Here is a 20,510-nt window from a genome sequence, read left to right on the forward strand (position 1 = left end):
CGGCACCGGGGCCGCTCGGCCCTCGCACCAGGCTATGCACCGGCGGTCGCACCGGCGAGCGAAGCCGCCCGGACGCCCTCGTGGCGGGGACCGGCACGGGGCCGGTCCCCGCCACGAGGGCGGCGGACCCGGTCAGCGACCGAGCGAGGTGTACCCGCCGTCGGACTTCCGCGCCTCGGCGGCCGCCTGCTGGGTGGTGCCGTAGTACGCCGCGACCATGATGTCCTTCATGTCCTGCAGCATCGGCAGGCGCGGGTTGGCCGGGGCGCACTGGTCCTCGTAGGCCCGCATCGCCAGGGTGTCGAGGCCTCCGACGAACGCCTGCTCGGACACGCCCTGCGCCTGGAAGGACGGTTCGATGCCGATGCTCCGGGTCAGCTCCTCGACGGCCCGGGCGTACGACTCGACGCCCTCGGCCGGGGTCGCGGCCGGCAGGCCCAGGTGCTGCGCGATCTGCTGGTACCGCTCCGGGGCGACGTACTTCTCCGCCTTCGGCCAGCCGGTGACCTTGCCCGGCATGAGGCCGTTGTAGCGGATCGCGTGCGGCAGGAAGATCGCGTTGGTGCGGCCGTGGACCAGCTTGAAGGTGGCCCCGACCGTGTGCGACATCGCGTGCACGATGCCGAGGAACGCGTTGCCGAAGGCCATGCCGGCCATCGTCGCGGCGTTGTGCATCTTCTCCCGCGCCTCGGGTGCCTCGCCGCCCTCGTTGACGGAGGCGGCGATGTTCTCGAACACCAGCTTGATGGCGTGCAGCGCCAGGCCGTCGGTGAAGTCGTTCGCGTAGACCGACACGAACGCCTCGGTGGCGTGGGTCAGGGCGTCCATGCCGGAGTCCGCGGCGAGCCTCGCCGGCATCGTGGCGGTGAGCACCGGGTCGACGATCGCCACCGACGGGGTCAGCGCGTAGTCGGCCAGCGGGTACTTGAACCCGGTCGAGTTGTCGGTGATGACGGCGAACGGCGTCACCTCGGCCCCGGTGCCCGACGAGGTCGGGATGCAGACCAGCTGGGCCTTCTCCCCGAGCTGCGGGTAGCGGAAGGCCCGCTTGCGCACGTCGAAGAACTTCTCGCGCAGGTCGCTGAACGCGACCTCGGGGTGCTCGTACTTGAGCCACATCACCTTGGCGGCGTCCATCGGCGAGCCGCCGCCGATCGCGATGATCGTGTCCGGGCGGTGGTCCCGCATGAGGAGCGCGCCGCGCTCGACGCACTCGACGCTCGGCTCGGCCTCGACGGTGTCGATGATCTGCACGGCGACCTTGGTGGCGCGGCGCTGGAGCACGTCGAGCACCTTGTCGACGATGCCGAGCTGGGACATGACCCGGTCGGTGACGACGGTGACGCGCTCGACCTCGGGCATGTCGACCAGGTACTGGATCGCGTTCGGCTCGAAGTAGGTCTTGGGCGGCACCTTGAACCACTGCATGTTGTTGTTCCTCCGCGCGACCCGCTTGATGTTCACCAGGTTGACGGCGCTGACGTTGTTGGACACCGAGTTCCGGCCGTAGGAGCCGCAGCCGAGCGTCAGCGAGGGCACCAGCGCGTTGTAGATGTCGCCGATGCCGCCCAGGGCGCTCGGCTGGTTCCACAGCACGCGGACCGCCTTGACGGCGTGCCCGAACCGCTCGGCGAGCGCGGCGTCGGTGGTATGGATCGCCGCGGAGTGCCCGAGGCCGTCGAACTCCACCATCTGCTCGGCCAGGCGGACGCCCTCGTCGGTGCTGCGCGAGCGCAGCACGGCGAGCACGGGCGACAGCTTCTCCCGGCTCAGCGGCTCCTGGGGGCCGACGCCGGAGATCTCCGCCAGCAGCACCGAGGTGTCCTCGGGGACCGAGAAGCCGGCCTGCTCGGCGATCCAGTACGCCGACTTCCCCACCGCGGCGGCGTTGAGCTTCGCCCCGCTGCACGCCGCCGAGTCCGCGCACGCGCCGAAGAGGTACTCCTCGAGCAGGGCCTTCTCCGCGGGCGTGGCCACGTAGGCGTGCATCCGCTGGAACTCGGTCATCACCTCGTCGTAGATCTCGTCGTCGACGATCGCGGCCTGCTCCGAGGCGCAGACCACGCCGTTGTCGAAGCCCTTGGAGAGCACGACGTCGTTGACCGCGCGGCCGATCTTCGCGGTGGACTCGATGTAGGCGGGCACGTTGCCGGCGCCGACGCCGAGGGCGGGCTTGCCGGCCGAGTAGGCGGCGCGGACCATGGCGTTGCCGCCGGTGGCCAGGATGAGCGAGACGCCGTCGTGGTGCATGAGCGCACTGGTCGCCGCGAGGCTGGGCTCGGTGACCCACTGGATGCAGTCCTCGGGGGCGCCGGCCTCGATCGCCGCGTCACGGACGATGCGCGCTGCCTCCGACGAGGAGTGCTGGGCGTTCGGGTGGAACGCGAAGATGATGGGGTTGCGGGTCTTGAGCGCGATGAGGCTCTTGAAGATCGCGGTCGAGGTCGGGTTGGTCACCGGGGTGACGCCGGCGACCACGCCGACCGGCTCGGCGATCTCGACGATGCCGCGCAGCTCGTCGCGTCCGACGACGCCGACGGTCTTGAGGTCGGCCATCGAGTGGGTGACGTGCTCGCAGGCGAAGATGTTCTTGGTGGCCTTGTCCTCGAAGACGCCGCGCCCGGTCTCGGTGACGGCGAGCTGGGCGAGGTTGCCGTGCTCGTGCAGCGCGGCGACGGAGGCCTTCTTGACGATCCGGTCGACGTCCTCCTGGGTCAGTGCCGCGTAGGCGGCCAGTGCCTTCAGTCCGCGCTGGACCATCGCGTCGACGGCGACCTCCGGTGCGGGGGCGTCGCTCGCGGGTGCCGGGACGTCGGTCGGCGCGGCCTCTGCGACGGTGCTCGTGGTGGTGTCGGTGCTCATGTCGCCCTCCCCTGAGGGGCTGTGGCCGCTTTCCCGGCCTCCTGTGCTGACAAGTGAAGGTTTTCACAAGTGTGGTCAGACCACAAGGGGAGGGGGTGAGACGCAGAACACATTGCCTGTTTCCGGGCTGGTCAGGGCGCTGCGAACGACCAGGATCCGGAACCGTCACCCGTGGGTTCGGTCGTCCGGAACGGGTTCGGTCGAGAAGATGACCGAACCCGTTCCGGACGACCGAACAGCCGTGCGGCGAGCACGCCTGGTCAGGCCTCGGCGCGCTCCGCCAGCGTCTCGGCCACGCGTCCGAGGTTCGCCAGGCCGGCCCGGTGGTCGTCCACGGAGGCGAGCGCGCGGCGGGGTGCGGCCAGCACGGTGACCCCGTCGAGGCCCGCGGCGGGCAGCCCGATGCGGCGCCACGGCTCGGCGACGAGCCGCACGAGCCCGCCCAGCTCCGGCCCCGCGCACTGCGACACCGTCGCCGGCGGCAGCCCGGCCCACAGGCCGACCTCCCGCTCGGTCGCCCGGGCGACCAGCTCCCAGGCCCGTTCGTTCCAGCCCTCGGGGCCCACCTCGGCCAGGTCCAGCCCGACGGCGTCGGCACCGGCGAGCACCACCGGCGGGATCCCCACCCACGTGCCGCCGAGGTGCACGACGACGCGGCCCCCGGCGTCGTGCACCGCCTGGACCACCGGACGCAGTCCCTCGACGATGTCCGGCCCTGGCACCCCGCGGAGGCGCGAGTAGCCCGAGAACGTCGGCAGCACCCCGGCGTGCACCTGCCCCAACAGCGGTTCGGCGAGCTGCACGACGACATCCGCGCCGGGCACCTGGTCGCGCACCTGGGCGACGTGGTCGGCCAGGCCCACGGCCAGCGCCTCGGTGAGCGCCGCACGGCCACCGACGTCGGCCAGCACGCGGTCGCCCCGGGCGGACCACAGCTCGGCGGCGAGGGTCCACGGACCGGTCACCTCGACCGCGAACGGACCGGTGTACCCGTGGGCGGCGATCGCCAGGGCGCCGAGGTCCTCGGCCAGCAGCGAGCGGGCGCGCCGGGCATCGACGCCTTCATGGTCGGCGAGCTTCCAGCCGTGCGGACCGAGCTCGACGGCGTGCTCGGCGAGCAGCAGCGCGGTGCGGGCGGTCGCCCCCGCACCCGGACCGCGGCCGGTGAGCTGGACGAGGAACGGGACCGCCTGGACGCCGGTGGGCAGCTCGGACAGGTCGCCCAGCACGGTCTGCTGGGCCTCCAGCACGTCCCGCTCTCCCCCGGGCCACGGCCCGTGCCCGCTGACCGCCGTCATGCGTGCGCCGCAGCGGCCGTCGGGACGGCGGCTGACGTGACGGCGGCTGACGCACCCTCGCGGCGGGCGCCGGCGACGGTGCCCTGACCCAGGACCTGCGTGCCGCGGTAGACGACGATCGACTGCCCCGACGCGATCCCCCGCAGCGGCTCGCCGAGGCGGACCTCCATGGCCGGGTCGCCGTCGTCGGACGTCGCCCGGACCTGGGCGGGGACGGCGCGGCCGTGCGCACGCACCTGGACGGTGACGTCGGCCCAGTCGGACGGCGCGTCCACGAGCCAGATCGCCTGCCCGGCGTCGATGCGGTCGACGGTGAGCAGCTCGGACGGGCCCACGACCACCGTGTTGGACGTGGTGTCGACGTCGACGACGTAGCGGGGCTTCCCGTCGGCGGCGGGGCGGCCGAGGCCGAGGCCCTTGCGCTGACCGATCGTGTAGGCGTAGGCGCCGCGGTGCTCCCCCACGACCGTGCCGTCGGTGTCGACGACGTCGCCGGGCTGCTCGCCGAGCCGGTCGCGCAGGAACCCGCTCGTGTCGCCGTCGGCCACGAAGCAGATGTCGTAGGAGTCCGGCTTGGCGCTGACGGACAGCCCGCGGCGCTCGGCCTCGGCGCGCACCTCGTCCTTGGTGGCGAAGTGGCCGAGCGGGAACAGTGACCTCCCGAGGCGGTCCGGTCCCATGACGGCCAGCACGTAGGACTGGTCCTTGGCGTCGTTGGGCGAGCGGTGCAGCTCGGGGCCGTCCGGGCCGTGCTCGATGCGCGCGTAGTGGCCGGTGGCGACGGCATCGAACCCGAGCGCGGTGGCCTTGTCGAGCAGGGCGGTGAACTTGATGTGCTCGTTGCAGCGCACGCACGGGTTGGGCGTGCGGCCGGCCGAGTACTCCGACAGGAAGTCCGCGACGACGGTCTCCTCGAACGTCTCGGACAGGTCCCACACGTAGTACGGGATGCCGAGCACGTCAGCGGCGCGGCGGGCGTCCCCGGCGTCCTCGATGGAGCAGCAGCCCCGCGAGCCGGTGCGGAACTGGTCGCGGTTGCGGCTCAGGGCCATGTGCACCCCGACGACCTCGTGCCCGGCCTCGGCGGCGAGCGCGGCGGCGACGGCGGAGTCCACTCCCCCGGACATGGCGGCCAGAACCCTCATGCGGTACCTCCGGTCAGCGGTCGGGTCGAGACCAGCCCGGCGGCACGGGCACGGTCCGCCACCCCCGGCAGCGCCGCGCGGAGCCGGTCGACGTCGGCGCGCGTGGAGGTGTCGCCCAGGGAGAACCGCAGCGCGCCGCGGGCGTCGGCCTCGTCGACGCCCATGGCGAGCAGCACGTGGCTGGGCTGCGGCACCCCCGCCTGGCAGGCCGACCCGGTGGAGGCGTGCACCCCGGCGGAGTCGAGCAGGTACAGCAGCGAGTCGCCCTCCGCGCCGGGGAACGTGAAGTGGGCGTTGGCCGGCAGCCGCGCCGGGGCGCCCGACGGCGTGACCGCGGTCGGGTCGGGGCCGCGCAGGACGGCGTCGGGCACGGCCGCGCGGACACCGTCGACCAGCGCGTCGCGGAGCCCGGCGAACCGGGCGGCGCGCTCGGCGCGGCGGGTGACGGCGTCGTGCAGCGCGACGGCGAAGGACCGGATGGCGGCGCCGTCGAGCGTGCCGGAGCGGACGCCGCGCTCCTGGCCGCCGCCGTGCGAGACGGCCTCCAGCGGCAGGTCGCGGCGGGCCAGCAGCGCGCCGACGCCGACCGGACCGCCGAGCTTGTGCCCGGTGACGGTCAGCGCGTCGACGCCGGAGGCGGCGAAGCCGACCTCGACCTGGCCGACGGCCTGGATGGCGTCGGTGTGCACCGGGATGCCCTGGGCATGGGCGAGGCGGACGACGTCGCGGATCGGCTGGACCGTGCCGACCTCGTTGTTCGCCCACATGACCGAGACGAGAGCGATCTCCTCGGGGGCGACGGCGAGCTCGGCCTTGAGCGCGTCGAGGTCGATGCGGCCCTCGTCGTCGACGTCGAGCAGGGTGATCTCGGCGCCGGCGTGCCCGGCCAGCCAGAAGGCCGGGTCCAGGACGGCGTGGTGCTCGACGGCGGAGATCAGCACGCGGCGTCGGCGGGAGTCCTGCGAGCGCCGGCCCCAGAAGATGCCCTTGACGGCGAGGTTGTCGGACTCGGTGCCGCCGCCGGTGAAGATCACCTCGCTGGGGCGGGCGTCGAGGGCGGCGGCGACGGTCTCGCGCGACTCCTCGACGGTGCGGCGGGCGGCACGGCCGGCTGAGTGCAGGGACGAGGCGTTCCCGGTACGGGAGGCCTCGGCGACGTAGGCCTCGAGCGCCGCCGACGACATGGGGGTCGTGGCCGCGTGGTCGAGGTAGGCGCCGGGCGCCTGGGGGGCTGTCACGGTCATCAAGTCTACGAACCGCACGGACCCCGCCCCGCATTCCGCGAGGTAGGCAACGTTCGGGCGGGGTAGGCAATTCTCAGGCCAGGTAGGCAACCTCAGGCCGAGGTAGGCAACTTCGGGCCCAGGTAGGCGAGTTCCGGCCGAGGTAGGCAAGTTCCCCGCGAGGTAGCACTCGGTGCGTTCTACCTCGCGGGGAACTTGCCTACCTCGCCGCAGAGTTGCCTACCTCGGCGGAAGGTTGCCTACCTCGGCGAGAACTTGCCTACCTCGCGGTCAGCCGCGGAACTGGTCGCCGGTCTCGGCGAACGTCGGGCGGTTCTGCGAGCCGCGGCCCCGACCTCCGCGCGAGGACGGGAACGGCCCCGGCCCCTGGTGCTCCTCGTCGCGCCCGCGGCCGGGGCTCTCGCCGGCACCGGCCGGGAAGACCTGGATCGTCGACGGTCGCGGCCCGCGCCAGGCACCGGCCGGGACCGTCTCGCCCTCGGCCAGGTAGTCCGGGAAGTAGGACGTCTGCGCGCCCCAGCTGCCGTCGTCGCCCGGGTGCTGGACGTTGACGTACGCCATGGAGTCGCGCACGTCGACGACCGGTCCGCAGGTCTCGGCACGTCGCGGCAGGGCGAGGAACTGCTCGACCCGGCCCCGCTCGGCGCCGTCGAGCGTCACCTTGAACAGCCCGTCGCTCTTCTGGATCGACGACGGCTGGCCGTCCGTGGAGATCCACAGGTTGCCGTCAGCGTCGAAGGCGACGTTGTCCGGGCAGGAGATCGGCGACACCTTGTCGGCCGGGAAGCCGGAGAAGTAGGTCGAGTCGTTGACCTCGGGGTCGCCCGCCACGATGAGCAGGTTCCAGGTGAACGTGGTCGCCGTCTGGTCGCCGCCGTCCTCGATGATCTCCACGATGTGGCCGTCGCGGTTGGAGCCGCGCGGGTTGGCCTCGTCGACGCCCGGGTAGCCGTCGCGGGCGCGGTTGGAGTTGTTGGTGCAGGCGACGTAGATGCGGCCCGTGAACGGGTTCGGCTCGACGTCCTCGGGGCGGTCCATCTTGGTGGCACCGACGGTGTCGGCCGCCACGCGGGTGAAGACCAGCACCTCGGCCAGCGACATGCCGTCCACCTGCGACGCGCCGTCGAGCACCAGCGGCAGCCACTCGCCGGTGCCGTCGAAGGCGCCGTCGGAGGGCACCGCGCCCGAGCCGTCGATCTCGGAGGCCGGCGAGTCGCCGTCGAACCGCGCGACGTACAGGTCGCCCGAGGAGAGCAGCGTGGTGTTGTGCGCGCGGGCGGCGTCGCTGTTGCCGTGGCGCATGCGGTCGGTCGAGACGAACTTGTAGACGTAGTCGAAGCGCTCGTCGTCGCCCATGTAGACGACGGCGCGGTCGTCGTCGGCCATGATGACGTTCGCGCCCTCGTGCTTGAACCGGCCGAGCGCGGTGTGCTTCACGGGCGCGGCGGTCGGGTCGTACGGGTCCATCTCGACGACCCAGCCGAAGCGGCGGTTCTCGTTCTCGTAGCCGGGATTGTTGCCGTCGAAGCGCGGGTCGTCCAGCTCCCAGCCGTAGCGGGTGGCCGCGTCGCGCAGGCCGTAGCGGGCGTCGCGGGAATCCTGACCGTTCACGCGCAGGTACCCGTGGAAGTTCTCCTCGCCGGAGACGACGGTGCCCCACGGGGTCGTGCCGCCGGCGCAGTTGTTCAGCGTCCCGAAGACCTTCGTGCCCGTCGGGTCGTCGACGGTCTTGAGCAGGTCGTCGCCGGCGGCGGGGCCGTCGATCGTGAACTCGGTGCCCAGGTGGATGCGGCGGTTCAGCGGCGCGATGCGGGAGTACTCCCACGGCATGCCGGTCTTCTCGCGGGTCACCTCGACCACGGACATGCCGTGCGCGGCCCGCTCGATCGCCCGCCGCGTGACGTCGTCGTACGAGGCGTCGAACATGATGTGCGGGTTGGTGTACTCGTGGTTGGACACGAGCACACCCTTCGTGCCACGGCGGGTCTCCACCATGGACCGGATGTGCTTCGGGTCCTCGGGCAGGATGTCCAGGTAGTCGCAGTTGTAGCCGAACTGCTTGGCCTGCTGCTCGGGGGTCTGGTGCGCGGGGTCGAAGGCGCGTCCGCCCGGCAGGATCGGGTCGCCCCACCGGATGATCGGCGACCACGCGTAGCCCTCGGGGACGACGACGTCGTCCTGCTCCATGGGCTGGGCGGCGATGGCGCCGAACGCCAGGCCCTTGACCGGCTTCTTGCCGACCACCGGGGCTGCGGCGGCGGACTGGGCACCGATGACCTGGGCGCCGACGACGACGGCGGCGGCCGCGGCGGCGGCACCGCCCAGCATCACGCGGCGGCTCAGGGCCCGCGAGGCCACGTCACGGAAGTACTCGTTGGCGCTGAGGTTCGGCGCGGGGTGCGCGCAGGCGTCGGCGCACTTGAAGTGGCAGGTCGCCGCGGCACGCTTGCCCCGGGCGTAGTGGGGCGTGGCCACCACGGGAAGCTGCGGGCGGGACTCGGGCGTGATCGTCATCGAAGCTCTCCTGAGGCAGAGGGGGCATGACCAGCCCCGACGCTAGGAACGCTCCGTGGCGGCACGGCGTCGCCCACCTGTCACCCGGGTGAACAGCAGATGAGTGCCCGGGTGACCTGTCGGGTCAGCCGAGCGACGCCACCCACTCGCTGGAGCCGTCGGTGAACCCCTGCTCCTTCCAGATGGGCACCTCGGCCTTCAGCTCCTCGACGAGGTCGCTCGCGCACGTGAACGCGGCCTGGCGGTGCCCGGAGGCGACGGCGGCCACGACAGCCAGGTCGCCGACCTGGAGGTCGCCGATGCGGTGCACGACGGCGGTGCGCACGGTGTCGCCGGTGACCGTGGCCGTGCGGGTGGTCACCCGTTCGGCGACCTCGCGGAGGACTTCGGCGGCCAGCGGGTGCGCCTCGTAGTGCAGCGCGGTGACGCCGCGGCCCTCGTCGTGGTCGCGGACGTGCCCGACGAACGTGGCGACGGCACCGCAGGTGTCGTCGCGGACGAGGTCGCTCAGCTCGATCAGGAGACCGTCCAGCGGGGTGTCGAGCACGTCGGCGCGCAGGACGGTCGCGTTGCTCGTCGACGTCTCGGCGGGCTGGTGCTCCGGGTGCGCGACCTCTTCGTGGTGCGGGTCGTGCTCGTGGCGCTCATGGTGCCCGTGGTGCCCGTCGTGCCCGGGGCGCTCGTGGTCGCGCCCCGCGAGCTGCTCGACGGCGTGCGGCAGCACGTCGGCCAGGGCGTCGAGCCCGTCGACCACTCCCCCGACCGACCCCGGCAGGTTGACGATCAGCGTGCGGTCGGCGACCCCGGCGGTCCCCCGCGAGAGCGCGGCACCGGGGACGACCTTCTTCGCCGGGTCCGTGGGCGCCAGCGATCGGGCGCGCACGAGCTCGGCGATGCCGGGCACCTCGCGGTCCAGCACGGCGCGGGTGGCCTCGGGGGTGGCGTCCGTCGGCGAGATCCCCGTCCCGCCGGACGTGATGATGACGTCCGGGGCGGCGTCGTCCCCCTCGACCAGCTCGAGCAGGGCGTCCCGGACGGGCTCGCCGTCGGGCACGACGACGACGGGCAGCACGTCCCAGCCCCGAGCGGTGAACCACTCGGTGGCGGCCGGTCCGGAACGGTCCTCGTAGACGCCGGCGGCGGCGCGCTGCGAGGCGACGACGATCGCGACCCTCATGCCCGCTCCTCCCGGGTCCAGTCGCCCGACTTCCCGCCGGACTTGGCCACCACCTCGATGTCGGTCAGCACGGCGGCCTTGTCGACGACCTTGATCATGTCGTAGAGCGTGAGCCCGGCGACGGTGACGGCGGTCAGCGCCTCCATCTCGACGCCGGTGCGGCCGGTGGTCTTCACGGTCGCGGTGATCTCGACGTGGTCGCCGACGGGCGTGAGGTCGAGGTCGACACCGGAGAGCGGCAGCGGGTGACACAGCGGCACGAGGTCCGGGGTGCGCTTGGCGCCCATGATCCCGGCGATCCGGGCGGTGGCGATCGCCTCCCCCTTGGGGAGATCGCCGGACGCGATCCGGTCGACGACGTCGGCCCGGGTGCGCAGCACGCCCCGGGCGGTCGCGCGGCGCTTGGTCACGTCCTTGGCGGTGACGTCGACCATGTGGGCGGCACCGTCGTCGCGGTAGTGGGACAGGTCGCTCATCGGATCTCCCAGTAGTCGACGTCGTCCCCCGCGCCGAGGTGCCCGACGTCGGGTGGCACGTGCGCAACGCCAGCCTACGGTTCTCGACGCCCCAGCTCCTCGACGTCCGCAGAATGACGTTGCTGCTCGATAGACCGCGCAGCACGAGAGAACAGGGGAACGGTCCCGGAGAGCATCTCGTAGAACTGATGGACGTCCATCGCAGGGTCCCGGTAGGCCGCTCGCTGCTCGCGGAGGCAGGTCAAGACACCCGAATGATCGAGCTCGAGCTGGTCGAGCAGGAAGTCGTCCGGATGGACGACGTCGATGTCGTACGGGTCGACGGAGGCCGGCGGGAAGTCCTTGACGTTCGCTGTCACCAGCAGTGCCGCATCTGCTCGAACTGCCGCCGCCAAGACATGCCGGTCCTTCGGGTCGTTGGTCATCGCGGCGATGAGGCTCTCGTGGTTCTCGACGAGGGCATCCGGGAAGGCCCGACGCATCGCGTCGACGCGCCGCCGAGCGCGATCGTCACCCAGACCGAGCTTGTTGGCGAGCGTGCGACGCACTTCCTCGAGGATCTCGTCCGACCATAGCGGCCGGTACAGCCCGGTCTCTGCGAGACGCAGCAGCGAGTCGCAGAGACCGAGCGGAACGAGGACACAGGCGTCCAGGACGACGGCGAACGGCACGGGCTATCGCGTCGAGACGAACCCGCTACCGAGGTTCGCGTCGCCGGCCGACTCCCGGGTCATCTCGTCCAGCAGCTCACGCCGGTCTCGGCGAGTCCGCTCCTGATACTCCACGAGGTCGGCAAGCAAGACACGACGGTGGCGGCTGGGCTGGGTGTAGGGGATCTGCCCCTCCTCGAGCATCCGCACCAACGTGGGTCGCGAGACTCCCAGAAAATCCGCTGCTGCCTGCGTCGTCATCACGGTGTGGTGCGGCGCGACGGTGATCGCCTGACCCCTCACCATGGCGCGCACGACGTCCTGGAGGACTTCGTAGACCTCGCCGGGCAAGGAGACCTGCGTGCCGTCGGGCGCGACCAACGCTCCCTGATCGGTCGACTCAAGCACCTCCAGGAGGCCGACGAGCTCACTCTCCTGCCGCGGCGGGAGGACGGTGTGCTCAACCACTGCAGTCATGACACGAGTTTAACTCGAACAAAACGAAACCAGTAGTCCTGTGGAGCGGTCGGTATCAGCGAATCTCCCAGTGGTCGACGTCGTCCCCCGCGTCGAGGTGCCCGACGCCGGGTGGCACGTGTACCAGCAGCGTAGCCATCGCGAGATGGGCCAGGAGGTGGGACCCCGACCCGCCGACCATCTCGACACGGCCGTCGGCGTCGAGGCGGCCCCGACGGACCTGGTGCAGGTGCTCGGGTGAGTCGATCGCCTCGGCGAGCGGCGCCCGGCCGCGGGGCCGGTGCGCGGGCACCGCGCCGGTGGCCTCGGCGAGCACGGGGCGCAGGAACAGCTCGAAGGAGACCAGGGCACTGACCGGGTTGCCGGGGAACGCGACGAGGGGCACGTCGCGCGGCGCGGTCGGATCACCCAACGTGATCGTGCCGAGTCCCTGCGGCCCGCCGGGCTGGACGGCGACGTGCCCGAACCAGGCGTCCGTGAGGGTCTGGCGCACCACCTCGTAGGCGCCCGCGGAGACGCCTCCGCTCGTGATGACGAGCGCGACGTCGTCCGGCGCCTCGGCCAGGACGGTGCGCAGGGCGGCCGGGTCGTCCGGGACCACGCGGTGGGTGACACGGCACCCCACCTCGGCCAGGGCGGCGGTCAGCGCGGCTCCGTTGGCGTCGTAGAGCTGTGCCGGGCCGAGCGGCTCGCCGGCCGGGACGAGCTCGGACCCCGTGGAGATCAGGAGCACGTGCGGCGGCTCGGCGACCTCGACCTCGGTGCCGCCCGCGGCGACGAGGACGCCGAGCTGTGCCGGACCGAGGCGGGTGCCCGCGGGGACGACGACGTCACCGGCGGCGACGTCGGATCCCGCGCGGCGGACGAAGGTGCCCGGCGCCACCGGTGCGGTGAACCGGACCGTCGCGGTGGCCCCGGGCTCGGGGAACGCAGACGGGTCGGCCTCCTCGATCTTGATGACGGCGTCGGCGCCGTCCGGGATCGGGGCGCCGGTCATCACGGGGGCCGCGGTGCCGGGCGCGAGCGGCGGCGGCTGGGTGCCCGCCGGGACCGGCGCCGCGACCGGCAGCTCGACCGGGTCCGACGGCGCCGCTCCGGTCAGGTCGGCTGCGCGGACGGCGTACCCGTCCATCTGCGAGTTGTCGAAGCCGGGCAGGTCGACGACGGCGGCGACGTCGGCCGCTGCGACACGGGCACCGGCCGCGGAACCGCGACCGGCCGCGGCAAGCTCCTCGGCCAGATCGCACGCCTCGGCGCGCCGCGCAACGGCGAGCGCCGGCCCGATCAGCGCCCGGACGGCCTCGCGGTGGTCGTCGACGGGCCGACGTCTCGACTCTGCGTGCACATCAGTCAGCCTACGTCGCGCCCCGATCGGATCGGTCCACGATGATCGGGCGCAGCCGCACACCGCCACCGCAGGCTGGGTCGTGAAGGGAGTCGCCGTGATCACCGAGCTCAACCGACTGGTCGACCTCGTCGAGAGCCATCTCTGCGACGACATCGACGTCGAGCACCTGTCCACCGACCTCGGCACGACCGAGTACCACCTGCGCCGGATGTTCTCGTCGCTGGCCGGCATGCCGCTGTCCGACTACGTGCGACGTCGACGCATGACCGTCGCCGCGACCGACATCGTCGCCGGGGACCCCGTCCTCGACGTCGCGGTCCGCTACGGGTACGGCTCCGCCGAGGCGTTCGGCCGGGCGTTCCGCGCGGTGCACGGGACCCGGCCCGCCGATGTCAGGACGCACGGTGGCCCCCTTCGATCACAACCACAGCTCAGGTTCCGCCTGACCGTCGAAGGGAGCTCCTCCATGGACACCCGCCTCACCGATCGCCCTGACTTCCGGCTCGTCGGCCACGCCGCCCGTGTGCCGCTGATCCACGAGGGCGTGAACCCGCACATCCAGGCGCACGTCGCGTCACTGCCCGCCGCCGAGCATGCGCGCCTCCGGGCGCTCGGGGACACCGAACCCGCCGGTCTGCTCCAGGTGAGCGCCGACGTCGACCCGGACTACACGGAGGGCAGCGAGCTCACGTACCTGCACGGGGTCGCCGTCGACGTCGGCACGCACGCCCCGGCGGACCTCGACGTGATCGAGGTCCCCGCGGGGACCTGGGTCGTCTTTCGCAGCTCGGGCGCGTATCCGACCGTGTTGCAGGAGACGTACGCGGCCTCGGCGACGCAGTGGTTCCCGTCGAACCCGTGGCGGCTGCGTCCCGGACCTTCGATCGTGGCGGTCCTGGAGCGGGCCGACGACTTCAGCACCGCCACCACCGAGCTCTGGCTGCCCGTCGAGCGTGCCTGAGCCTGCACGAGCCGGTGGTGGGCCGCGAGCGCCCATCACCGGCCCGTCACGCATCCACGGGTCTAGAGTGGATCTCATGCCGCAGATGAGGATCAGCGAGGCCGCCGTCTACCTCGGCGTCAGCGACGACACCGTGCGCCGCTGGGTCGACCGGGGACTGCTCACGGCAGACCGCGACGACTCCGGCCGCAAGGTGGTCGACGGCTACGAGGTGGCGATGGTCGCCCGCGAGCACGCCACCCCGCCCGGGCTGCCGCACGGCATGAAGAGCTCGGCCCGCAACAGGTTCGTCGGGCTGGTCACCGACCTCACGATCGACACGGTCATGGCGCAGGTCGAGCTGCAGTGCGGCCCGTTCCGCGTGGTGTCGCTGATGAGCAGCGAGGCGGTCCGCGACCTGGGGCTGGAACGCGGCTCGGTCGCGGTGGCCACCATCAAGTCGACGAACGTCGTCATCGAGACCCCCGACCGGGGCCACGCATGACGACGGCCCTCCCCCGCCGCACGAAGCGCGCCACCGCAGCGTTCGCCTTCGCCGCGAGCGCCATCGTCGCGCTCTCCGCCTGCAGCACCGGCACGGCGACCACCTCGGACGGTGAGGCGGACACCACGCTGACCGTCTTCGCCGCCGCGTCCCTGACCGCGGCGTTCGAGGAGATCGCCATGGATTTCGAGGCCGACCATCCCGGCGTCGACGTCCAGCTCAACCTCGCCGGGTCGTCCAGCCTGGTCGCGCAGATCCAGCAGGGCGCCCCGGCCGACGTCGTCGCCACCGCCGACACCGCGACGATGGACACGCTCGTCGCGGACGCCCTCGTCGACGCCCCGCAGGCGTTCGCCACCAACACGCTGGAGATCGCCGTCCCGGCCGGCAACCCGGCCGGCATCGCCAACCTCCAGCACCTGACCGACCCGGGCCTCAACCTCGTGGTCTGCGCCCCGGAGGTGCCGTGCGGCGCCGCCACGACCGCGGTCGTCGACCACGCGGGAATCACGCTGCAGCCGGTCAGCGAGGAGCAGAGCGTCACGGATGTCCTCGGCAAGGTGACCGCGGGCGAGGCCGACGCCGGGCTCGTCTACGTCACCGACGTCGACCGGGCCGACAACCTGGTCGAGGGCATCGGCTTTGACGAGTCCGACGCCGCGGTGAACACCTATCCGATCGCCACGGTCGACCGGACCCGGCAGAGCACCGACCAGGCCGCCCTCGCCCAGCAGTTCGTCGACGCCGTCCTCTCCCCCGACGGCCAGGCCGTAGTCGCCGACCTCGGGTTCGCCGCACCATGAGCGCCCCGGCCACCAGCGAGCGCGCCGCAACCACCCGCACGCGACGCGACCCGGCCGAGCTCCCCGCCGGCCTCCCCCGCTGGGCCTACCTGCCCGCCGTCGTCGGCGGCCTGTTCGTCGTCCTGCCCCTGGTCGCGATGGGCACCCGCGTCGACTGGTCGAACTACGGGGCCCTGGTCACCAGCGAGTCGGCCCGCGCCGCCCTGGTGCTCAGCCTGCAGACGGCGACGGCGAGCACGCTGCTGTGCCTGGTGCTCGGCATCCCCATGGCGCTCGTGCTGGCCCGCGGCCGGTTCCCCGGCCAGCACCTGCTGCGCTCCCTCGTGCTGGTCCCGCTGGTGCTGCCGCCCGTGGTCGGTGGCGTCGCGCTGCTGTCCACGTTCGGCCGCCGCGGGCTGCTCGGGGAGTCGATGGAGGTGCTCGGCCTGCAGATCGCGTTCTCGACGACGGCGGTGGTGCTCGCCCAGAGCTTCGTCGCCCTGCCGTTCCTCGTCGTCAGCCTGGAGGGCTCGCTGCGCACGGCCGGCGAGCGCTACGACGTCGTGGCCGCGTCCCTCGGCGCGAGCCCGACGACGGTGCTGCGCCGCGTCACCCTGCCGCTGGTGTGGCCGGGTCTGCTGTCCGGGACGGTGCTCGCGTTCGCACGGGCGCTGGGCGAGTTCGGCGCCACCATCACCTTCGCCGGCAGCCTGCAGGGCGTCACCCGCACGCTCCCGCTGGAGGTCTACCTGCAGCGGGAGACCGACCCGGATGCGGCCGTCGCACTGTCGCTGCTGCTGGTGGCCGTCGCCGTCGTCGTCATCGCCGCCACCCACCGCCGAGGGGCCGTCCGATGACGTTCACCCTGACCGCCACCGTGCCGTCGCGCGGCCTGGACGTCCGTCTCGACGTCGCCGAGGGCCGCACGCTCGCGCTGCTCGGACCCAACGGGGCCGGCAAGTCCACCGCCCTCGGCCTCGCCGCCGGGACGCTGCGGCCGCACGACGGCGCGATCACCCTGGACGGCCGGGCGCTCGCCGGTGCGCGGGACGGCCGCCGCACCGCGTGGGTGGCCCCGCACCGCCGCCGGGTCGCGCTGCTCGCCCAGGACCCGATGCTGTTCCCGCACCTCAGCGTGCGCGAGAACATCGCGTTCGGCCCCCGGGCGCAGGGCGCGACCCGCCGCGAGGCCGCCGCGCGAGCCGACCGGTGGCTGGACGCGATCGACCTCGCGGACCGCGCCGACCGGCGTCCGGCCGCGCTGTCCGGCGGGCAGGCGCAGCGCGTCGCGATCGCCCGGTCGCTGGCCGCCGCGCCGCGGCTGCTGCTCCTCGACGAGCCGATGGCGGCCCTCGACGTCGACGTCACCCCCGCGCTGCGCCAGACGCTCCAGCACCTGCTCGCCGACCAGACCACGATCCTGGCGACCCACGACGTCCTGGACGCGCTGCTGCTCGCGGACGAGGTCGCCGTCGTCGACGGCGGGCGCGTCGTCGAACGCGGCCCGACGGCGGAGGTGCTGTCCCGCCCGCGCAGCGCCTTCGCCGCGTCGATCGCCGGCCTCAACCTGCTGTCCGGGACCTGGACGTCCGACGGCGTCGCGACCGCGGGCGGGGAGGTGGTGCACGGGCACGGCGCCCCCGACGTGGCCCTCGGCGCCGCGATGACGGCGGTGTGCCGCCCGGCGGCCGTCGCCGTCCACCTCGACGCCCCGCACGGGTCCCCGCGCAACACCTTCCGCGCCACCGTGCGGTCCCTGGAACCGCACGGCGACCTCGTCCGGGTGCGCACCGACCGGCTCGCCGCCGACGTCACGCCCGGATCCGTGGCCGAGCTCGGCCTGGCCCCCGGCCGGGAGGTGTGGCTCGCGGTCAAGGCCGCCGAGGTCGACGTCTACCCGGTGTGAGCGGCGATGGGCCGCGCGCGACCGCGACCGGTCAGGACGACACGTCCGCCGTCGTGAACCGGCTCCAGGCCAGCGCCCCGAAGATCGCGACCCAGGCCGCCTGCACGGCCAGCCCGGCCAGCAGCGTCGAGGCGTCGACCTCGAGGCGGAGGAACTCCCCGAAGTCGAGCCAGTGGTGCGTGAGCAGCCCCGGGTGGATCGCGGAGAGCTGCGGCAGCGCGTCCAGCACGCCGCTGACGATGGCCACGACCACCGTCGAGGCCATCGCGGCCACCGGCACCTCGGTCAGCGTCGACAGGAACAGGCCGACAGCGACCAGCCCGGTGAGCGAGGCGATGACGTAGGCGACCACGCCGAGCGTGCGCACCATGCCCTCGGCCAGCGGGATCGTGTCCCCCGAGAGCAGCACGACGTCGCCCACCCCGAAGAAGGCGGCGCCGGCGACCAGACCGACGACGGCGATCGCGGCGACGGCCGCTCCCGCGTACGCCAGGGCGGCGAACGCCTTGACCAGCAACAGGCGGGTGCGCGGGACGGGCACCACCAGCAGGTACCGCAGCGTGCCGGCGCCCGCCTCCCCCGCGATCGCGTCGCCGGACACGATCGACACGCACAGCGGCAGCAGGAACGGCAGGCAGCTCACCAGCGCCGCGAACACGAGGAACACGCCGTTGCCGGTCACGCGGTCCAGGAACGGCGGCCCCTGCCCGGCCACGGGCGTGTCCTGGGTGATGAACAGGACCGTGCCGATGAGCAGCGGGACGGCCGCCAGTCCCGCCAGCAGCACGATGTTGCGCACGCGGCCGAACACCAGGCGCAGCTCGCTGCGCAGCAGGCGGGCCGTCGCGCGGGCCGGTGCCGCGGGCGTCTCCGCCACGGGAGCCTCAGCGAGCGACATCGAACCCCTCCCCCGTCAGCCGCACGAACACGTCCTCCAGCGTGGGCCGCCGGACCTCGAGGCCGAGCAGGTCGACGCCGTCGCCGACCACCGCCTGGGCGACCTTCTCGACCGCGACGCTGCCCAGGGACGCGGCCACGACCTCGCCGTCGACCCGCACGTCCGTCAGCCCGAGCCCGGTCAGGACCCGCGCCAGGTGCCCGCGCTGGTCGGACCGCGTCGCCACGTGCACCTCGGGTGCGCCGTCGTCGGCGATCTCGGCGCGACGGCCCTGGGCCAGCAGCCGCCCCTGCGACATGATCCCGACGTGGGAGCACACCTGCTCGATCTCGCTGAGCAGGTGCGACGAGACGAGCACGGTGGCACCGCCGTCGGCCAGCTCGCGCACCAGCGCCCGCACCTCGCGCGTGCCCTGCGGGTCGAGCCCGTTGGTGGGCTCGTCGAGCAGCAGCAGGTCCCGCGGACGCAGCAGCGCCGCCGCGAGCCCGAGGCGCTGCTTCATACCGAGCGAGTACTGCCGGTACTTCTTGCCGGCGGCCGCCGTCAGCCCGACGCGTTCCAGCGCCGCGCCGACCCGGCGTGCGCGGGTCGCCGGCGACGCCGTCGCGTCCGCGGCGTCCAGCCGGCGCAGGTTCGCCTCCCCGGACAGGTACGGGTGGAAGGCAGGGCCCTCGACGAGCGCCCCGACGCGCGGCAGCACCGCCGGGCCCGCCTGTGGCATCGGCGCACCCAGCAGCTCCACCGACCCCGCCGTGGGCGACACCAGCCCGAGGAGCATCCGGATCGTCGTCGTCTTGCCCGACCCGTTCGGCCCGAGGAACCCGTAGACGGCGCCGCGCGGCACGTGCAGGTCGATCGCGTCGACGCCGACCTGCCCCGACCGGAACCGTTTCGTCAGACCGCGGGTGCGCACCGCGGGTTCCGCGGCGGGCACGTCTGCGGTCATCCGGCGAGCTCCTCGAGCGTCGCGGGCGGCACCGCCCCGGCCAGGACGCGGCCGTCGTCGGTCACCAGGACGGTCAGCAGGGCCGAGGTCAGCAGGCGACCGCCGTCGACCGGCGTCGTGAGCTGCTCGTACAGCGCCTGCGTGTCCAGCTCGGGGATGCCCGGCAGCTCGCCCTCCTCGGCGTCGGTGAACTCCTCGAACAGGTCGTCGGCGCCGCTGGACCCGGTGCTGCCCTCGGGCAGCCGGCCCTCGGCCGTCGCGCCGAGGATCGCCTCGACGTCCACCTCGGAGACCTCGACGACGGTCTCCCAGCCGGTGCCGGAGACCGCGACGTCCGCGTCCTCGCCCAGCGCGGAGCTGCTCGGCTTCTCCATGGTGCCCGGCTCGGGCAGCGGGACCACGACCTCGCGCACCTCGGCGCCGGCCGGGGCGGAGAACTCGAAGACGCTGGCCTCGGGGACGTCGAAGGAGACGTCGGTGAAGCCCACCTCGAGCGCCGGTGCCTCGGCGTCCTGGACGCTCCAGACCTGCGTGCGCAGGGGCAGCCAGGTCTCGGCGTCGACGGCGACGCGGATCCGGTCGACCAGGGTGGCGTCGGTCTGCGGCGTCAGCTCGACCTGGTACGCGGCACGCCCGGCGACCTCGACGGGGTCGGTGGTCTCGACGTCGGTGGAGATGCGCGCCTGGGCGAGGGCCACGTCCGCCAGCTCCGACGGCGTCGGCACGTCGCCCTCGACGTCCGGCTCGAGCGCCTGCTGCGCGAGCTCGTCGTACCGCTCCTGGTCCGCCGGGTCGAGGACGTAGTGCACGGCCTCGTCGTCGGCGCTGGAGTAGGTCCACGCCTCCGCACCGGAGCGCACCACCGAGTACTCGGAGACGTCGCCGAGCAGCGCGGCGCGCGAGGAGTCCTCGCCGTCGGACCACACGCGCATCGTCGTGCTGCCGCCGAGCAGGTCCAGCGGGCCGGCGCCCTGCAGCTCGGAGACGGTCACGTCCGGCAGGCCGAGGCGCGCGGTGTAGACGACGGTCCCGGAGACGGGGACCGGCTCGGCGTTCGCGACGCGGTCGACCAGCTCGTCGGCGGTGACGGCCGGCAGGTCGTCGCTCGCGACGGCGCCGACGGTGGCGGGGACGGCGAAGGCGGCGGCGACGGCGCCGGCCACGACGGCCGGGACCGCCCACCGCGCCCGGGGCGAGAGGCTGCGCATGGTGTTCATGGCACCACTGTGGCCGAGGCCTCCTGAGACGAGGCTGAGAACGACGGCTCCTGCCCGGACAGCGCGGACGGGGCGGGCGCAGCTCACGCGGGGCTGAGCACGCGGACGGTCCCCGCCGGTGCCAT

The 20,510-nt window shown here is 73.3% G+C and carries 18 protein-coding genes; 5 read left to right on the top strand and 13 right to left on the bottom strand.

Annotated features, from left to right (window positions below):
• Positions 1–132: 132 nt before the first annotated feature.
• The 10 genes from adhE to V5O49_RS03460 form a co-directional block, all read right to left on the bottom strand.
• Positions 133–2,862 (bottom strand): bifunctional acetaldehyde-CoA/alcohol dehydrogenase, encoded by a 2,730-nt coding sequence (gene adhE, locus V5O49_RS03415; protein WP_332901004.1) that lies wholly within the window; start codon positions 2,860–2,862, stop codon positions 133–135.
• A 260-nt stretch (positions 2,863–3,122) separates the two neighbouring features.
• Complete coding sequence (locus V5O49_RS03420; protein ID WP_332901005.1) at positions 3,123–4,160, bottom strand: uroporphyrinogen decarboxylase/cobalamine-independent methonine synthase family protein; 1,038 nt, start codon at positions 4,158–4,160, stop codon at positions 3,123–3,125.
• A complete protein-coding gene (gene mnmA / locus V5O49_RS03425; RefSeq protein ID WP_332901006.1) occupies positions 4,157–5,305 on the bottom strand; it encodes a tRNA 2-thiouridine(34) synthase MnmA in 1,149 nt (382 codons plus the stop codon). The genes V5O49_RS03420 and mnmA overlap by 4 nt, the downstream gene beginning before the upstream one ends.
• Complete coding sequence (locus V5O49_RS03430) at positions 5,302–6,549, bottom strand: cysteine desulfurase family protein (protein ID WP_332901007.1); 1,248 nt, start codon at positions 6,547–6,549, stop codon at positions 5,302–5,304. The genes mnmA and V5O49_RS03430 overlap by 4 nt, the downstream gene beginning before the upstream one ends.
• 270 nt (positions 6,550–6,819) lie before the next feature.
• The gene (locus tag V5O49_RS03435) at positions 6,820–9,063 is read right to left on the bottom strand and encodes a PhoX family protein (protein WP_332901008.1); all 2,244 of its coding nucleotides are present in this window, start codon (positions 9,061–9,063) and stop codon (positions 6,820–6,822) included.
• A 124-nt stretch (positions 9,064–9,187) separates the two neighbouring features.
• Positions 9,188–10,240, bottom strand: coding sequence for a molybdenum cofactor biosynthesis protein MoaE (locus tag V5O49_RS03440; protein ID WP_332901009.1), 1,053 nt, complete (start codon positions 10,238–10,240; stop codon positions 9,188–9,190).
• Positions 10,237–10,716, bottom strand: a complete 480-nt coding sequence (gene moaC / locus V5O49_RS03445) for a cyclic pyranopterin monophosphate synthase MoaC (RefSeq protein ID WP_332901010.1) — start codon at positions 10,714–10,716, stop codon at positions 10,237–10,239. The genes V5O49_RS03440 and moaC overlap by 4 nt, the downstream gene beginning before the upstream one ends.
• A 74-nt stretch (positions 10,717–10,790) precedes the next feature.
• Positions 10,791–11,387 carry a PIN domain-containing protein gene (locus tag V5O49_RS03450; protein WP_332901011.1) on the bottom strand — a complete coding sequence of 199 codons (597 nt, stop codon included), beginning with the start codon at positions 11,385–11,387 and terminating at the stop codon, positions 10,791–10,793.
• Between the two features lie 3 nt (positions 11,388–11,390).
• Positions 11,391–11,843 carry a helix-turn-helix domain-containing protein gene (locus tag V5O49_RS03455; RefSeq protein WP_278235012.1) on the bottom strand — a complete coding sequence of 151 codons (453 nt, stop codon included), beginning with the start codon at positions 11,841–11,843 and terminating at the stop codon, positions 11,391–11,393.
• A 55-nt stretch (positions 11,844–11,898) separates the two neighbouring features.
• On the bottom strand, positions 11,899–13,188 hold the full coding sequence (locus V5O49_RS03460; RefSeq protein ID WP_332901012.1) for a molybdopterin molybdotransferase MoeA: 1,290 nt from the start codon (positions 13,186–13,188) through the stop codon (positions 11,899–11,901).
• A 97-nt stretch (positions 13,189–13,285) separates the two neighbouring features.
• Here V5O49_RS03460 and V5O49_RS03465 point away from each other — a divergent pair, with 97 nt between their 5' ends.
• The 5 genes from V5O49_RS03465 to V5O49_RS03485 all read left to right on the top strand — a co-directional run bounded on the left by V5O49_RS03465 (position 13,286) and on the right by V5O49_RS03485 (position 17,324).
• On the top strand, positions 13,286–14,152 hold the full coding sequence (locus V5O49_RS03465; protein WP_332901013.1) for an AraC family transcriptional regulator: 867 nt from the start codon (positions 13,286–13,288) through the stop codon (positions 14,150–14,152).
• Positions 14,153–14,228: 76 nt separating this feature from the next.
• Positions 14,229–14,636, top strand: a complete 408-nt coding sequence (locus V5O49_RS03470; RefSeq protein ID WP_332901014.1) for a TOBE domain-containing protein — start codon at positions 14,229–14,231, stop codon at positions 14,634–14,636.
• Complete coding sequence (modA, locus tag V5O49_RS03475) at positions 14,633–15,439, top strand: molybdate ABC transporter substrate-binding protein (protein WP_332901015.1); 807 nt, start codon at positions 14,633–14,635, stop codon at positions 15,437–15,439. Before V5O49_RS03470 ends, modA begins: the two co-directional genes overlap by 4 nt.
• Positions 15,436–16,275, top strand: coding sequence for an ABC transporter permease (locus tag V5O49_RS03480; RefSeq protein ID WP_332901016.1), 840 nt, complete (start codon positions 15,436–15,438; stop codon positions 16,273–16,275). Before modA ends, V5O49_RS03480 begins: the two co-directional genes overlap by 4 nt.
• Complete coding sequence (locus V5O49_RS03485; RefSeq protein ID WP_332901017.1) at positions 16,272–17,324, top strand: sulfate/molybdate ABC transporter ATP-binding protein; 1,053 nt, start codon at positions 16,272–16,274, stop codon at positions 17,322–17,324. The genes V5O49_RS03480 and V5O49_RS03485 overlap by 4 nt, the downstream gene beginning before the upstream one ends.
• Positions 17,325–17,355: 31 nt before the next feature.
• On the opposite strand, the gene V5O49_RS03490 is transcribed toward V5O49_RS03485, so the two are convergent.
• From V5O49_RS03490 to V5O49_RS03500, 3 genes are read right to left on the bottom strand one after another with little or no spacing between them, the layout of a single operon-like run.
• Entirely contained in the window at positions 17,356–18,222 is an 867-nt protein-coding gene (locus tag V5O49_RS03490; protein WP_332901018.1) for an ABC transporter permease, read from the bottom strand.
• The gene (locus V5O49_RS03495; protein WP_332901019.1) at positions 18,209–19,168 is read right to left on the bottom strand and encodes an ABC transporter ATP-binding protein; all 960 of its coding nucleotides are present in this window, start codon (positions 19,166–19,168) and stop codon (positions 18,209–18,211) included. The genes V5O49_RS03490 and V5O49_RS03495 overlap by 14 nt, the downstream gene beginning before the upstream one ends.
• Positions 19,165–20,385: a LolA family protein gene (locus tag V5O49_RS03500; RefSeq protein ID WP_332901020.1), complete on the bottom strand. Its 1,221-nt coding sequence runs from the start codon at positions 20,383–20,385 to the stop codon at positions 19,165–19,167. The genes V5O49_RS03495 and V5O49_RS03500 overlap by 4 nt, the downstream gene beginning before the upstream one ends.
• Between the last annotated feature and the right edge of the window lie 125 nt (positions 20,386–20,510).

It is taken from the genome of Isoptericola haloaureus (assembly GCF_036689775.1).
Lineage (GTDB): Bacteria > Actinomycetota > Actinomycetes > Actinomycetales > Cellulomonadaceae > Isoptericola > Isoptericola haloaureus.

What these genes read in the sequence shown, in the direction of transcription:
- adhE (WP_332901004.1), bottom strand. Translation starts at nt 2,862, where the DNA reads ATGAGCACCGACACCACCACGAGCACCGTCGCAGAGGCCGCGCCGACC.
- V5O49_RS03420 (WP_332901005.1), bottom strand. Translation starts at nt 4,160, where the DNA reads ATGACGGCGGTCAGCGGGCACGGGCCGTGGCCCGGGGGAGAGCGGGAC.
- mnmA (WP_332901006.1), bottom strand. Translation starts at nt 5,305, where the DNA reads ATGAGGGTTCTGGCCGCCATGTCCGGGGGAGTGGACTCCGCCGTCGCC.
- V5O49_RS03430 (WP_332901007.1), bottom strand. Translation starts at nt 6,549, where the DNA reads ATGACCGTGACAGCCCCCCAGGCGCCCGGCGCCTACCTCGACCACGCG.
- V5O49_RS03435 (WP_332901008.1), bottom strand. Translation starts at nt 9,063, where the DNA reads ATGACGATCACGCCCGAGTCCCGCCCGCAGCTTCCCGTGGTGGCCACG.
- V5O49_RS03440 (WP_332901009.1), bottom strand. Translation starts at nt 10,240, where the DNA reads ATGAGGGTCGCGATCGTCGTCGCCTCGCAGCGCGCCGCCGCCGGCGTC.
- moaC (WP_332901010.1), bottom strand. Translation starts at nt 10,716, where the DNA reads ATGAGCGACCTGTCCCACTACCGCGACGACGGTGCCGCCCACATGGTC.
- V5O49_RS03455 (WP_278235012.1), bottom strand. Translation starts at nt 11,843, where the DNA reads ATGACTGCAGTGGTTGAGCACACCGTCCTCCCGCCGCGGCAGGAGAGT.
- V5O49_RS03470 (WP_332901014.1), top strand. Translation starts at nt 14,229, where the DNA reads ATGCCGCAGATGAGGATCAGCGAGGCCGCCGTCTACCTCGGCGTCAGC.
- modA (WP_332901015.1), top strand. Translation starts at nt 14,633, where the DNA reads ATGACGACGGCCCTCCCCCGCCGCACGAAGCGCGCCACCGCAGCGTTC.
- V5O49_RS03480 (WP_332901016.1), top strand. Translation starts at nt 15,436, where the DNA reads ATGAGCGCCCCGGCCACCAGCGAGCGCGCCGCAACCACCCGCACGCGA.
- V5O49_RS03485 (WP_332901017.1), top strand. Translation starts at nt 16,272, where the DNA reads ATGACGTTCACCCTGACCGCCACCGTGCCGTCGCGCGGCCTGGACGTC.
- V5O49_RS03490 (WP_332901018.1), bottom strand. Translation starts at nt 18,222, where the DNA reads ATGTCGCTCGCTGAGGCTCCCGTGGCGGAGACGCCCGCGGCACCGGCC.
- V5O49_RS03495 (WP_332901019.1), bottom strand. Translation starts at nt 19,168, where the DNA reads ATGACCGCAGACGTGCCCGCCGCGGAACCCGCGGTGCGCACCCGCGGT.
- V5O49_RS03500 (WP_332901020.1), bottom strand. Translation starts at nt 20,385, where the DNA reads ATGAACACCATGCGCAGCCTCTCGCCCCGGGCGCGGTGGGCGGTCCCG.